13 protein-coding genes are annotated in these 14,391 nt (G+C 57.4%); 12 read left to right on the top strand and 1 reads right to left on the bottom strand.

The genetic code is table 11. From position 1 onward, the window contains the following. Positions 1-519 precede the first annotated feature (519 nt). From J8I34_RS31385 to J8I34_RS31335, 11 genes are all read left to right on the top strand, one after another. A complete protein-coding gene (locus J8I34_RS31385; protein WP_209777467.1) occupies positions 520-1,713 on the top strand; it encodes a TraI domain-containing protein in 1,194 nt (397 codons plus the stop codon). A 4-nt stretch (positions 1,714-1,717) separates the two neighbouring features. Then, the gene (traD, locus tag J8I34_RS31380; protein ID WP_209808092.1) at positions 1,718-3,565 is read left to right on the top strand and encodes a conjugative transfer system coupling protein TraD; all 1,848 of its coding nucleotides are present in this window, start codon (positions 1,718-1,720) and stop codon (positions 3,563-3,565) included. A gap of 25 nt (positions 3,566-3,590) precedes the next feature. Continuing rightward, complete coding sequence (locus J8I34_RS31375; protein ID WP_209777469.1) at positions 3,591-4,133, top strand: hypothetical protein; 543 nt, start codon at positions 3,591-3,593, stop codon at positions 4,131-4,133. Between the two features lies 1 nt (position 4,134). After that, positions 4,135-4,767 carry an IncC plasmid conjugative DNA transfer DtrJ family protein gene (locus J8I34_RS31370; RefSeq protein WP_209777470.1) on the top strand — a complete coding sequence of 211 codons (633 nt, stop codon included), beginning with the start codon at positions 4,135-4,137 and terminating at the stop codon, positions 4,765-4,767. Positions 4,768-4,973: 206 nt separating this feature from the next. After that, positions 4,974-5,966 (top strand): TadA family conjugal transfer-associated ATPase, encoded by a 993-nt coding sequence (locus J8I34_RS31365; protein WP_209777471.1) that lies wholly within the window; start codon positions 4,974-4,976, stop codon positions 5,964-5,966. Then, the gene (locus J8I34_RS31360) at positions 5,935-6,276 is read left to right on the top strand and encodes a hypothetical protein (protein ID WP_157637314.1); all 342 of its coding nucleotides are present in this window, start codon (positions 5,935-5,937) and stop codon (positions 6,274-6,276) included. The genes J8I34_RS31365 and J8I34_RS31360 overlap by 32 nt, the downstream gene beginning before the upstream one ends. A gap of 18 nt (positions 6,277-6,294) precedes the next feature. Then, entirely contained in the window at positions 6,295-6,621 is a 327-nt protein-coding gene (locus J8I34_RS31355; RefSeq protein ID WP_209777472.1) for a hypothetical protein, read from the top strand. 65 nt (positions 6,622-6,686) lie between these two features. After that, a complete protein-coding gene (locus J8I34_RS31350) occupies positions 6,687-7,856 on the top strand; it encodes an RNA-guided endonuclease InsQ/TnpB family protein (protein ID WP_371748178.1) in 1,170 nt (389 codons plus the stop codon). Further along, on the top strand, positions 7,856-10,393 hold the full coding sequence (locus tag J8I34_RS31345; RefSeq protein ID WP_209808090.1) for a VirB4 family type IV secretion system protein: 2,538 nt from the start codon (positions 7,856-7,858) through the stop codon (positions 10,391-10,393). The genes J8I34_RS31350 and J8I34_RS31345 overlap by 1 nt, the downstream gene beginning before the upstream one ends. After that, the gene (locus J8I34_RS31340) at positions 10,362-11,150 is read left to right on the top strand and encodes a TrbJ/VirB5 family protein (protein WP_209777474.1); all 789 of its coding nucleotides are present in this window, start codon (positions 10,362-10,364) and stop codon (positions 11,148-11,150) included. Before J8I34_RS31345 ends, J8I34_RS31340 begins: the two co-directional genes overlap by 32 nt. A gap of 29 nt (positions 11,151-11,179) precedes the next feature. Beyond that, the gene (locus J8I34_RS31335) at positions 11,180-12,583 is read left to right on the top strand and encodes a type IV secretion system protein (RefSeq protein ID WP_209808088.1); all 1,404 of its coding nucleotides are present in this window, start codon (positions 11,180-11,182) and stop codon (positions 12,581-12,583) included. Between the two features lie 97 nt (positions 12,584-12,680). Here J8I34_RS31335 and J8I34_RS31330 read toward each other — a convergent pair whose 3' ends face one another. Further along, on the bottom strand, positions 12,681-13,292 hold the full coding sequence (locus J8I34_RS31330) for a hypothetical protein (protein ID WP_209777476.1): 612 nt from the start codon (positions 13,290-13,292) through the stop codon (positions 12,681-12,683). Positions 13,293-13,725: 433 nt separating this feature from the next. On the opposite strand from J8I34_RS31330, the gene J8I34_RS31325 reads away from it, so the two are divergent. Continuing rightward, a complete protein-coding gene (locus J8I34_RS31325; protein WP_209808086.1) occupies positions 13,726-14,379 on the top strand; it encodes a VirB8/TrbF family protein in 654 nt (217 codons plus the stop codon). The last annotated feature ends 12 nt before the right edge of the window (positions 14,380-14,391 follow it).

Raw genomic sequence — 14,391 nt, 5'->3', positions numbered from 1 at the left:
TGGAGAGCATCGCGCCCGAAAGTTAACACCTCGGCGCAAGGTTTACAACTTCCTCTGACGCTCCATACAAAAATGCCATTCAGCTCTTAACTGAACGGCATTAGGGGTTGGGTGGAGTCTTCAGATTAACGCGTCAGCCTCTCGTGACGCTGACGTTCGCTGGAGGTATTTCAGCGGCCTGCTAGAACCCCCAGGTCAGAAAGGTCCCTTTTTGACCTTCCGAATAACGGTGCTTCAGCCACAACCATTCGGACCTAAGACCCCTCCGAGCCACGCTACCTTCGTGTAGTCGACACTCTCGCCCTTAAAGCCCAAGTTCCATTCCCGGCACTGTGATGACTCTGCGAATTTGCAGCGCACGAATCCAAAAGTGCCACGAAAACAAGACCGCCATCTCTTCGAGCCCGTCGAAGCCTGACAGGACAAGACGAATCACGGCCGTTCCGGCGGATGGTTACCCCAACTACCGCCTGTCCTTTTCGTGGCGCCCATGGACAGGGGAGTTTTTAACATGCCAGCATGGACTTCTTCCTACGGTCCCCAGCCGACCTCCTCAAAAAAATTGACGCCGAGACAGGCCTTCTAACACGCATCCGAAGTTCATCGGAAGCTAAGCCTGAAGTCTTTGAGAACTACTGGCAGCCCCTGATCGATTCCGTCGCAGAGTACGTCCAAGAATGCCCTTTCGAGCAAGTCTCCTTTTCCGAGCCCGGTGGACTTCTTCGGTACGCCCTTATGGCGGGCTACTACGCGCTACAGATCGGTAACCAGCAGTTCTTCACCGGCAAACATGGCGCCGAGAAGCGCCGAATTCTGGTGCCGCAATACCGATTCGCAGTCTTCTTCTCGACGCTGGCAGGCATACCGGCCACGCTGCACGCCCGGATGATTGTCCGCGCGGGAGAAAAGACCTGGACTCCTTTCTCCGCAGAGCCGGCCCTGAGCCGATGGGTGCGTGCGCAGAACGCAAACACCTTCAACATCGAGTGGCGCCTTTCGGAACTAAAGGTCAGCCCGGCGAACGCTGTCGCGTGGTCGGCGGACATTGTGGGCATCGGCACGTGGCAAAACTTGGCAGAAGAAGTTGCCATGCTTGCGCACGATGCAATCTACCAAGTGGATCCCAAAACCGGTGAGTCGCCTGTTACCACATGCGTGCGCCAGGCCTATCGGACTGCCCGGGAGTTCGAAACGCGAGCAATGACTGGTCGCTACCAGACAAGCGCATTGCCAGAGAGCGTCACACCAGAGGCGATACAGAAATTCGGGGAAGGGCTGGAAACCACCACCGCAGGATCAAAGCCCACCGCAAGCCCGACTGGGCAAAGCGATAACACGCAAGGCGCCGCACAAATCTCCTCGACATCCCCGGCGGAGCAGGCCGACGTACCCGCCGCGGCCGCCTCTACCAGCGCCGACGTACAACCAGGATCGCCGGATACGAAGAAAGCTCCTTCAACACCAAGGTATCCGGACATTGTCCTCGACATCTTCAAGGCAATCCGACACCTGGACGACTACGACCAGATTAAGAAATCCTGCAACGAAATCGAGAAGGGCATCGCGGTTCCCATCTCGATCTTCGCAAAGCATGGCTTGCCGGTTTCGAAGGTGCTGGACATCCTCGACCAGAGCAAGCTCCTCGTCGAAATTTCCCCGACGAGAAAGAGCTGCATCCTACAAAAGGCCGCCCGCGGCCTCCTCTTCGGGTGAACTGATGAAGACTTACCACGACATGTTCCGGCCTGCTTATGAGATCCCCGCTGCAGCCGCGTGGGCGCTCGGCGGAACTGCCCTAATCGCCAGTTGCGCCTTTGGATCTATGCCGATCGATTGGGCCTTGTTCGGGGTGGCATGCTTCGCTTTTGCAGGACGCCGCTGGGCGCAAGCTGCAGACCTCTTCCGGTTCCGCCTCTCTCTCAGTGGGTACCGCGTCGAAGAGATCACCGTTGACGAATTGATGGAGCGGTCCAAGCAAATGTCAGATGCGAAGAAGCTCTACATCGGCAACGGCTTTGAATGGGATCAACGCGAGGCAGAGATCAGCAAGCACCTGCTGCGCCGAGGCAAGGCCAACATTCCACCGCTGCCGAACTGGCTGCCGAAGCCACTCGTCGAAGCGATGAAGCCCCTGGGATGGAAGCCCGTCGATGACAGCAAGATCGGCGTGCCATGGATTCATGGGATCAATCCAAACGAGCACCAGATCGGCGCAGGCTTTGAGACGCTGACTGGGCACACCCTCGTCGCGGGCACGACGCGTGCCGGCAAGACAAAGTTCTATGAGATGTTGCTCACGCAACTCGTCCACATGCGGAAGACGATCATCTTCGTCGATCCGAAAGGGGACAAAGACATCGAGGACCGTTTGCGCACAGAGTGCGCAAGGACCGGCCGGCGCTTCTACTATTTTCATCCGGCGCACCCCTCGCGGTCGATTCGCCTGAGCATCCTCGCAAACTGGAACAACATCTCCGACCTGGCTTCTCGAATCTCTGAGCAAGTCGACGCGAACGGATCCTTCCAAGCTTTCGCTTGGAAAACGCTGTACGGCATCATCCGCGGCGAATTGATGGACGGACGAAACCCTACTATTCGCTCCGTGAAGCGCTGGGCGCAGGTCGGTGTCGAGGAGTTGCTGGCATCGATCCTTCGGAAGTGGTTCCACACGCATGCAGGCCAGACGTGGGAGCAGGACGCGAAGGCATTTGTCGATCCTAAGAGCCCGTCTCCTCTTCTCGCATGGATCTCGCTATATACGAAGACCTGCCAAGACAAGGAGATTCCATTCGACGAGACCATCGACGCATTGTGCGCCATGGTCAAGCACTCGAAAGAGCATTACTCCAAGATGATCCAGGTGCTTGAGCCGCTGCTCGAGATGCTGGGCTCGGAAGAGGTCGGTCGGATGCTCTCTCCCGATCCGACCGACGTTTTCGATGAGCGCGACATCATGGACACGCGCAAGATCATCGCGGAAGGCGCAGTGCTCTATGTGGGTCTGGATTCGCTGTCGAACACGACGATTGGCTCCGCAATAGGCTCGATCATCCTTGCCGATCTCGCGTCGGTCTGCGGCGCGATCTACAACTTCGAAGGAAAAAATGACGTTCACCTCTTCGTCGACGAAGCGTCCGAAGCCCTGAATGCTCAGCTGATCCAGATCCTGAACAAGGGGGGCGGCGCCGGCATGCAGTGCTATATCGCAACGCAGACCATATCCGACTTCATCGCCCGCATGGGAAGCAAAGACAAGGCGATGCAGGTGCTCGGCAACCTGAACAACGTAATCACGCTTCGTCTCAAAGACTACGAAACCGCCAAATGGATCGCTCAATCCTTCGGACAAACCGGCTTCCGGGACGAGTCTCGATCCGTGAGTTCGGGACGGAATAGCACGAGCCACCCGACAGATTTCTCGGGTTCCGGCGGTCGGAACATGACCGTCAAAGACATTGCCCTTGTTTCCGAGGACCTCCTGACGCGTCTCCCCCCTATGAACTACTTCGCCTTCATCGGCGGTAGTTGGTTGTACAAGGGCCGAGTGCCCATCATCAGCCGCTGATCCAGAGCTGAGGAGAAACTGCCAGATGACTGAAATTGTAAAAGAAATGGTGGCGCCGGTGGCGATGTCCAGGGTTGCACGAGACAGCATGCTTTTTCCGAAGGCACGCGATATCTGGCTCGAACATGCTTTACTCGAAGCCGCTTCGGATGGCCTGGCCGCGCATTTGAGCAGCGCTTTGCCTGGGCAAGACGGCCCGCTTCTGCGCGACTGCCTAATCGACGCAGTCTCGGCATATCGAGCGACCGAACAGCACGGCGATATGGCGGCGATTGTTGCGTATCTCGTCGCACTCCTGCGTCGAGCTACGGACGTTTTCGATTTGAGCGTTGAAGCTCGTGTCGTCGATGGGGCGATATCTTGGGATCCTTTGAGGGAATCGCTTCAGTCCTTCGTCCTCCGGAATACTGAAGGCGAGATCTCCGTCTCCGCCCGGCCGGTAGCCGATGGCGCAATGAAAAATCGGGACGAATCCACCGTACTACTCGCGGCAAGGCTGATGCCTGAGCCGATCGCTCGACGCGTTGTGCGCCACGTGATGGCGCACGCAAAGGAATCTGGGAACTGAAATGGGAAAGATCAGAGACAATCCTTTCGCCGGCAAGGTCTACTTCTGGTGGATCGTTGCGCCGATTCTCACGCTCCTGATCTGCCCGATATTCATGCAGGAGGAGAGCTTTAAGATTGCGCCTTCAGAGGTCGAGTTTGTTGCGAGTTGCCGGCCTGACGTACAAGCGATCACTGATAGCGCCTCAGGCGTCTTCCAATCTTGGTTTGTCAACACTGGGATGGTGCATCTGACCACAAGCGACTACAGGAGTGCGCAAGCGTCAGGCTACCAGGGTTTTGCGTGGGCGGGCTCGCTGATGGATGGGTACATGGGGCGTGTGTGGCACTACCTGTACCGGGTACTCTGGAGGTGGGCTGCATTCTGGCCGTTCTACGTTGTGGGCCTTCTGGGCATTTTCCTCCCAAGCGTCGTCGATGGCCTGGTCGTCCGATCCGTGAAGCGGAGCGAGTTCGGCCTCTATAACCCACTCGGATTCACTATCAGCGGCTCGGCAGCGGCAATCTTCATCGGATGGCTCTTCTTTGTTCCATTTATCCCGTGGCCTCTGAGCCACTGGATCATCTCGAGCCTATTCGTTGGTTTGGGCCTCATGACCTGGTTGACGGTAGGCAGCTTTCAGAGCCGCACCTGATTCTCTTCATCCTATAAAAGTAGCTCCCTCCAATGGCCGTGCGCAACCGTTTTCTCGGTGCGGCACGGCCATTCGCATTTCTGAGGCGCCGAGCCAGCCGAAGACGACAACTGAAAGGGCAGCTCTTCATAGGGGCTTTTCATTCTAGTTACCCCAGCCAAGCACCTGAGAATGCCCCCAAAGATTGATCTCAGATGGGGGAAAGGATGAGCGTCAAGGCTCACGTGATGGAAGTGCTCAGGAAGAACCTGGCGCCGTTGAACCACCTTTTCGAAGATGCGGCGGTCAACGAAGTCATGGTGAATCCGGGAGGCAGCGTATTCGCGGAGCGTGCTGGCGAAATGCTCTTCATCGACGACGCCGGCCTCAAGGATGTGCAGATCGAGAGCGCGATCGTAGCTTTAGGCAAGCTGGTTAATGAGACCGTGGCAGCGAACACACCGAAAACGTTCATCTCCGCGTCGGTGGAGAACCTACGTATAGCGGGCGCACTCGCGCCGGCATCGCACGGTGGGCCGTCCCTCTGTATCCGAAAGCACCAACAAGAAGGGGAGCGTCCAAGCCTCGGCCAGCTTGTCGAGCGCGGAATGCTGACCTCGGAGCAGGCCGATCTGCTGATCAGGCTGTTCGTAACGGAAAAGAAAAACATCATGGTGGGCGGCCCGACAGGCAGCGGGAAGACAACGCTCGCCAACGGCCTGTGCATGCGTATTCCCGCGTACGAGCGCGTGATCTCGGTGGAGGACTCGCTCGAGTTGGAGCCCGGCCTAAAGCACCACGTCCGCCTACTGACAAATGCGTCGAAAGGTGTGACTGCGCAGCTCGCCGTACAGCACACACTGCGCGCTCGGCCGGACCGGTTGATTCTTGGCGAGACCCGCGGTTCGGAAACGTTTGATTTGATCCGTGCTTTCAACTCGGGGCACGACGGATCGCTAAGTACCGTACACGCGAGTTCTGCAGAGGACATGCTGTACGCGTTGGAGATGCTGTATCAGATGAGTCTGCCGCCGGATGCAAGCCTGTCGCCGGAGGCTGTTCGTGGCTACATCGCCCGCGCCGTGCACGTATGTGTGCACGTCACGCGCTCGGTGCAACAAAGAGAGGACGGGAAGTTTCGTTACGTCCGTCGGGTTGGTGAAATCGTTCGTGTCAAAGGAGTTGAGCATGGAAAATACGTTGTCGAATCGCTTTGCTAATGGCGTCCGTAAAGTGTCCCGCTTGCCGTCGGTGCAAGCTGCCGTGTTCGTTACGGTGTTTTTGGTGAGCCAGTCGGCGATGGCGCAGGGAGCGCCGAACATGTCGGGCCTGTGCATCATCCCGCAGATCCTGAAGGCTATCGTGGCCATCGTAGCGGTATCCGCTGTTCTCCTGTGGGCCGTCGCCCACTATACGAACAAGAACGACATGGCAGACCTGACCGTGAAGATTGGCGTCCCGACCGTCATTGCGAGTATTGCTGTCACCGTCATCGCGCAATTGGGCTTGAACTCCCAGTGCACTCTCTAACGAGAAGATTCAGTAGGCATGCGTACAAGTCCCATCATCCATGCAATCGTGAACCCAAAGATGTCGGGCGGGCTGAGCGGTGCACACACGGCCGTCATTTACGGGTCGGGCTTTGTCGTCGCATACCTGGCGTATCAGTGGCATTGGTGGGCGACGTTCTTCCCGGTCGCCGCCGCATTTGTCGCGCAGGCCTACTACAAGAATCAGTTTCGTCACGATCTCTTCTCGACCGCGATCCGGAAGAACTACAACCAGATGGCTGACCGATACCACCCATGGCCCCGCGAGACACTGCTGGGGCGAGGGCAACGTCCGAAGGGCTTCGGCCGTGACTTTCGGTGCTAGTTGGGCGGGGTCGAGGGTGCCATTCATCCGCTTGTCACCGGCACTCCTCCTTTGAAAGGGCCACAATGATCCTCGTCTACCGTTACCGGGTGAAATCGCTGCACGGCTTGCTTAACCGGCAAAGTCGTTCGGTGAATTTCGTCTGGAATTTCTGCAATGACACGCAGAAACACGCCCTCAAGTGGGGTAAGAAGTGGCCGACGGGTTTCGATCTGAACGTACTGACGACCGGCAGCAGCAAAGAGCTTGGGATCCATTCCGGCACCGTGAACGCGACGTGCGAGCAGTACGCGAAGTCGCGTAGCCAGCACCGACGGCCCTTCCTGCGCTATCGCGGCAAAAAGGCGCTCGGTTGGGTACCGGTGAAGGGCCGCGGCCTGAAACGCGAAGGCGAGGCGTTCCGCTTTGCCGGCAACACCTTCCGTGTGTTCAGCAGCCGCCCACTGCCCGAAGGCAAGATCAAGGACGGGACGAACTTCGCTCAGGACGCCAGAGGTAACTGGTTTCTGAACATCGTGATCGAGGTCGCCGACGTGCATGCACGTTCAATCCGAACCGGTGTCGGCATCGACCTTGGCCTGAAGGACTTCGCCACGCTTTCCACGGGCGAGAAGCTGCCCAATGACCGGTTTGGCCGGCAGGCCGCTGAAAAACTGGCGAAGGCGCAGCGTGCGCGAAAGCACAAGCGGCATATCGCCAAACTGCATGCCAAAGTGGCCAATGCCCGCGCCGACTTCCAGCACAAGCTGGCGCTCGATCTGGTCCGGCGGTTCGATTACATCGCGGTCGGCAACGTGTCGGCTGTGAAGCTCGCCAAAACCAGGATGGCGAAGAGCGTCTACGACGCGTCCTGGTCGTCCTTCCGATACAAGCTCCGCTATAAGGCGATCGCGCACGGGGCCACGTTCGAGGAAGTGAACGAAAGCGGTTCTACCCAGTCCTGTTCGTCGTGCGGGTCGAAAGACAGTACGACGCGGCCGAAAGGTATCGCAGGACTGCGAATAAGAGAGTGGGCCTGCAGTGTATGCGGTGCCGTGCATGATCGTGATACCAATGCTGCGTTGAACATTCTCCGATGCGGACGTGCATCGCCAGCGGTGGGAATCCCCTTCCTGAAGGGAGGGGAGGACGTCAATCTGAACAAGGATGGCTCATTGCTGGCCGGGCCAGAATTCTCGGGGCTAGACCCCGACAACATCGACGAAAACCAGGTCGATCGCGCGAGGTACCTGTAATGGCAAAGTCTGAACCGCCCATATACCTAGCCAAGGAAGAAGAGCGCCCCCTCCAGGAGATGCTGCCCTGGATGACCTACATCACGGATAACGTCATCTTGAACAAGGATGGGTCCTTGCTGGCGGGCTTCGAGTTCTCGGGACTTGATCCTGACAACATCGACGACGAGTTGGTCAATCGCGCAGTCGAGGAGCTTCAACGCGCTATCAACGCGAACTTCGCTGAGCGCATCACGCTCTGGTTCACTACCAAACGTAGCAAGGCGTATAGCTACCTCAAGCAAACTTTCAAGAATGAAGTTGCCCGCCGAGTAGACGAAGCGTACGCACGCCCGTTTCAGAATGGCTCGTTCTACCAGATGCGGCACTGGCTCTTTGTGCTCTACACGGGGAACACGGGTGTTGATGGCGTGATGGACAGGGCTCGCCATATCGAATCCGAAGAGCAGATTTCGGGGCCGATGGCGTATCTCAAGGCAATGAACGGCTCGGTGTCCACCGCAGCAGGGCTCGCGCGTGATCGGCGACAGCTCGAGATGAATTGGAAGGCGTTCGAGCAGATCCTTTCGGCGTTCGTTGGCTCCACACCCGCCTTGTCCTTTAACCGTTTGCATGAGCGTCAGCTTGACCGAGCGCTGTTCCAGATCGTGAATCCGGCGAGCGAGTATGACGTCGTTGAGCGGCCAGACTACGCCATGCTGGACGGATGGCTGCCGGCAGACTCGGTCGTCGTGGGGTCGGACGTCATCCGGTTCACGGGAAACCGCGGAGACCGGTACGCGGCAGTGTACGGCGCCAAACAATGGCCAACCTACTCCAATCCGATGCTGCTGGAGAACCTGCTCCGATCCGACAACGAGCTTGTCGTCTCGCAGACAGTGCGATGCTTGGGGAAGGAGGCCAGCGAAAAGGAACTGACAGAGGTTCGCAACTTCCTCAAGATGACCCAGTACTCCCTGGGCACGACCATCATGTCGAAGGCAACAGGAAGAAAGCCGGAAGCCGCTCCAGGAAAAGCCGAGCTCGTTGCTGACGCGGACGCTGCGCTAAAACGCCTTACGGGGGGCGGGCCAAATGCTGCGTTTTACAACCTCTCCGTCATGGTTTTTGATCGAAGTCGAGAGGGTCTCGAGCGGCGTTGCACCCACGTTGCACGGCTGTTCTCTCTCAAGCGACTTCTCACGCTGCGCGAGAGAGAGAATCTAGGTCCGAGTTATGCAGCCATGCTCCCAGGAAACTGGCAGTGGCAAGCTAGATTTCATTTGCTGCACGTGGACAACGTCGCGGACCTGGCTCCGATCTACACCATGAATCCAGGCCCTCGGATTCACGCGCACTTCTCCGAGGTGCAGAAACGACGGACTCCGCCTCATGCCGTCTTCATCGACAGCTATGGTTGCCAGTATCGGTGGGTCCCACACGTGGGGCAGGTTGGTCACGCCATTTTGATCGCACCAACTGAGTCGGGGAAAACAACGTTCGTGAACTTCTGCCTTTCGCAATTCCAGAAGTACGGCGATGTCAACACCTTCATCTTTGACCGCGACGCATCCGTAAAGATCACCACCTTCCTGCATGGCGGAAAGTATCTGGACTACAAGGCCGGCTCGCTTCGGCTGAACCCGTTCATGCTGGATGATGGCTCTGACTTCAGCCGTGTTTGGGTTCGTGAGTTTCTCATCCGTATGCTCGAACTCTCAGGGTATGCGGTTCAGTCCGAGGATCGCGAGGAAATCGACCGGATCTTGGGCAACATGTATGACGAGCATTTCCTCAACTCGCGAACGATCTCAACGTTCCATGCGCTCTGTCCGCCACGGATGTCTGAGGCCCTTGGTGAATGGCTGCATGATCGGCCCTACGGAATCTTCGACAACGAGGAAAACGATTTCCATCTGGAAGCGTGGACTGCGATCGAGATGAAGGAACTGGCCGCCATTCCTCGACTCTTCGAAATGTTCATGGAGTATGCATTTCGAAGCATTGACATGTCGCTCGATGGACGGCCCACCATCATCTATCTCGAAGAAGCGTCCTTCTTGCTGCAGGTGGAAACGTTCGCTAAGAAGATCGGTGACTGGCTCAAGACTTTCCGAAAAAAGAACGCATTTGTTTGGCTCACGGTACAAAGCCCTGGCTCGATAAATGGACCGGTGCGCGAGGACCTAATCGACAACATCAAGACTACGATCCTGATGTACAACAATAAGGTTGAGTCGCACCGCGAGTTCTACAAAAAGAACTTTGGGTTGAGTGATACGCAGATCAACCGGGTCGGCCGTCTGCGGCCACGGCTCGAGTATATGTTTGTGCAAGACAACTTCACCAGGGTTGTTCAGACGGTCTTCACGCCGGAAGTGCTGAATTACCTTCGATCTGAGAAGCATCTGCAGACGGTCTTTAACCGACACAAGTCGACGGAGAGCAGTAACCCAAGCTGGCTCGACGACTACCTTGCAGAAGCCGCGACTATGAAACGTGTGGACTATGACCAGGAACCCGAAAATGATGAGCGAACCGATGCGCAAGCTGCGTAAGACTCTTGCAATTCTCACTCTGTCCGGGGCCGCAGCTCCGGCCTTTGCGGGAGGGGGCGGGATTGTCTTCGACCCGTCGAACTTCGCCCAGAACATCCAGCAAGTAGTCCACACGGTGGCGCAGGAGCAACTGGCTATCCAGGCTGCTGTGCGACAAGTTCAAATGCTGGCGAACTCGATCAAGAACGCCAGCAACACGGTCAAAAGTGTGTCTGGCATCGGCGCTATCACCGATGCCGAGCAGACTATCTCGAGCTTGATGGCGCAGTGGAACGTCGATGCTACGCTTATCCAGCAATTGGGGGGGCAAAGTAACTTTGTCCAGGGGGTGATGTCGCAGTACGCAGCGAACCCTATGGCGGGAAGCTTCACGAATTATGTGCAGAATCTCGCAAATCAATCCGCGGCAGGCCAGCAGAACGCCACGTCGCTTATCGCGAACTACACAAACATGTCGAAAGAGCTTCAAAAGACAATGCAGAAGCGCCAGGCCATTGCTTCCCAGAACACGGGAGCTCTTGGCACAAACGACTCCATCGCGATAACGAATGCCTCCCTCGACAACCTGGCCGAGATTAACCAGGCGACGCTGCAAGGCATCCAAACGCTCGTACGTCAGGCGGCCTATAAGGAGTCGGTTGAAGCTGCGAACTCCCAGTCATCGATGCAGCTGCACAATAATGCAAGTGACATGGCTCAGAAGGCGGCGAACAGCGTTAGTGGTGTGCCTGGCGCCACAAAAATCCTGGGCTATTAAGTCAGCCGAGATTGCGAGAGGAAAGTGGCATGAGCAAGCTCTTTTGGGCACGAAGCATCTTGATGTTCGCGTTGTCTCTTATCCTGGTCATGCCGGTTAGCAGCTATGCTGCAGGCTCGTCATCAAGCTGCTCTCCGTTGACGGCGGGCGACACGGCTAACTGGGATGGGGTTAAGAACGTCGCTAACATCATCCTTTCGCCAATCAATAGCGCGCAGTCAACGATCTCCTCTAAGGCGAACTCGATGGCGTCGAGCGCCACCCCTCTCGCGCTGACGCTTGCTGGGGTTCTCGCACTTTCCTATTTCCTGTGGGGAATTTTGGACTCTCTCGCTGGGAGCGGCGATAGCTTCATGGGGATTGCGGTTGGTTCTCTGATCCCGGCGGCGATCGTCGCCGCTTGCTTGGGGTCATACGCAGCGCTGGTGGGCACGAGTGGCGGCCTGCAAGGAATTCTGAGTTCGTTCACCCAGGCGGCGACCGGATCGTCATCAGCATCGTCTGCGCTGGCCTCGTTCGCGCAGCAGATGTTCAATGTTTTTGCATCGTCGGTCAAAGCACTGTTCCAAGGCCTGGGGTGCATAAACATCTGGAGTTGGACTGTAGGTATTGCCCTCCAACTTATCTTTGGCTCGCTGATCCTCATTATTGCCTTAGTTCTGGCGGTCGTCGCTATTGGAGAACTGGTCGGTGTTCTACTGACAGGGATCGTTATGGTCGCGCTCGGTGTCGCCGTAGGGCCGCTGTTCGTTGCGTGCGCGGTGTGCAAATGGTCGGCGGGGTTCTTCCAGCAGTGGCTGAAGTTCCTTTTGGGCGCCACTGCGTACCAAATGATCATTAGCGTGGTTCTGTCGCTGGTCTCATCGATGCTCACCTCAGTGCAGGATCAAATTTCGAGCGTAAACCCTGCAGCGCTGGACTCGTCGGCCGGCGTCTCGTTTGCTGGCCTATTTGGCCTGCTCGGCATCACGTGGGTCTTAACGCACCTCTTCAAGCAGATTCCTCAAATGGCCCACGGCCTTATAGGCGGCGGTGCGATCGGACACGCCAGCTTCAATCGCGCCGCCATGGCTATGGCAGCAACGGCTGCGGCAGTGGCTGATATGGCCAAAGCAAGCGACAAGGGCAAAGACGGCGACAAGGGAGACGCCGGTCAAAGCGGTTCAGCAGCGGCAGGTGGCGCAGGTGAGGGTTCGGGTGGTGGTGGCAGCATGAGCGGACCGTCGGTGACTAGCGAGTCGGGTTCGTTTAGTGCTGCACCCCAAGTGACTGGCCCAAGCGCAAATGACGCTGGATCATATAGTGGGCCGCCTCAGTTGAGCGGCCCAGGCGGCCGCGACACCGGTGGCACGGGTGGGAACTCGGGCCCAGATGCCGACAGAGGGGGCGGCCAGTGGAAGCCAATTGGCGGCGGTTGGGAGGCGGAAGTCTAACTCAGTCGGAGGTGCCATCTTTATTGATCCGTCCGATGAAGCTTCTTCGGGCAGCAGTGGATCGCTCTAGTGGGATCGATCCACTGTTACGGAAGGACTACTTTTTCGTACGGCCGTCAAGAACCTTGACCACCGACTTCCACGGATCTTCATCCCACAAGTTGCACTCAATGTGGGTGCCACCGGGAACAACGTGGCGAACAGTGCCCGGCGCCGGATGATTGCCCGCAACGCGCCACGCATACATGACGATGTAGGAAAAAGCCAGGAACGCCTCAGTCGAAACCCACTCGACTACAACGATACCGCTCTGCCAGCCCATGCCTGATATGTGGCGCTTAATGAGGCGCGGGGCGTCCTTAGCGAACGGATACGGATGCCCTGGCACATGGAGCGCGCCGATTACCATTCCAAGGGAGAGGGTACGGGGGCCGTCCTCCGGATAGACGTCTCCACGGAATAGCGACCCAGCCTCGACCTTCGCCTCGTAGTCTTCTGGCTTGGCATTCGGGTTGCCCACAACGATCGCGCCGTCCGGCGTCACGTGCCGAAGGAAGGGTACGTCAATCGACGAAGCTACATGCTTCCAAGCCTGGATGAGCATTCCAGAATACTGGACTAGAGCGGCCTTGCTCCGGTACGTAATAGTGACGATGCCGTTCACATCCTCAATGGTCCAGATCTGCTCACCTGGCGAGAAATCGCGCATGGCAGTCTCATCCGGCCTAGCGAGAGCCTTCATCGCACCGTACAAGTACACGTAACGCTGGAGGCGGGCACGATTCTCTGGAACTACAGTAATAATGGACATTACGACCCCCGATGCTGGTTGATGATGCGCGCGGATACCTCCCGCGGCTTGGCGCAATCATATCGCCTCGTGGCCAGGTAGCAAGTCGGAAGCAGTGGGCAAGACACTCGGCTCGTGGATTCACTGGACGCCTCCGCTTGCCAAACTTCGCCCTGCAAGAACCGGAAATTTCCGGTTATACAAGGTCTTACCTGTTCGGTCGTGTCACGGGCGGTCGCATTTAATACGCGGCGCACCGAATCGCAAGCAGACAGGTAGCACCCAGAAAACCCTCGGATTGCCACGCGCATTCATGTGCTGGCGCACGACACGCGTCAGGAAAATACGTGGCATGAAGATACTCCGCAAACAGCCCGCTGAGCAGCCCGAGTCGTCCCAAGGACCTTCGGTTCCTCCGTACACGCCCGGACCGATCCGAGAATCGGCCGTCCGCAAATACTTCGCCCGCGGCGAGATGGAGCGTATCACGGGCAACCGCTGGTTCTTGGCCGTGGTCTTTCTTGCCGTTTTGCACTTCATGAACGGGATCGCCTGGATCCTCTTTCTCCCATTGAAGACCATTCAGACCGTGGTTGTGCGCGAGGATAGCGCCGGCCGCCAAACAGCCGACCTCGGTGGCAAATCTTCGTATGTGGCCGACCACGCAGCCGTCGAGTACTTCCTGTCGGGATGGATCAACAACATCTACGACATCAACGCCTCGACGATCGACGGGAACCTGAATCTCGCTGGAAAGATGACCGTTGGGAACGCGACGGACCAGTTGACTGCACTGGTAAAAAGATTGAATCCCTATTCGAGGCTGCACGACAACCCGCAAATGCGGCAGACCTTTAACCGATTGACGGCGAATTGGATTACTGAGGACACGCTCATCATCCGATTCAACCTCACAGAGCTCCTCGCCCCGGGCTCGTCGCCTAAGGAATCGCTGATTAAATCAGCGCGCGAGTCATCGAGGCGTTTGGTGAGCGCGTTGTCATAGGTGTGTCCATGA

It is taken from the genome of Cupriavidus phytohabitans, from assembly GCF_017815025.1.
GTDB lineage: Bacteria > Pseudomonadota > Gammaproteobacteria > Burkholderiales > Burkholderiaceae > Cupriavidus.
This window is presented reverse-complemented; position numbering and strand designations above follow the sequence as displayed.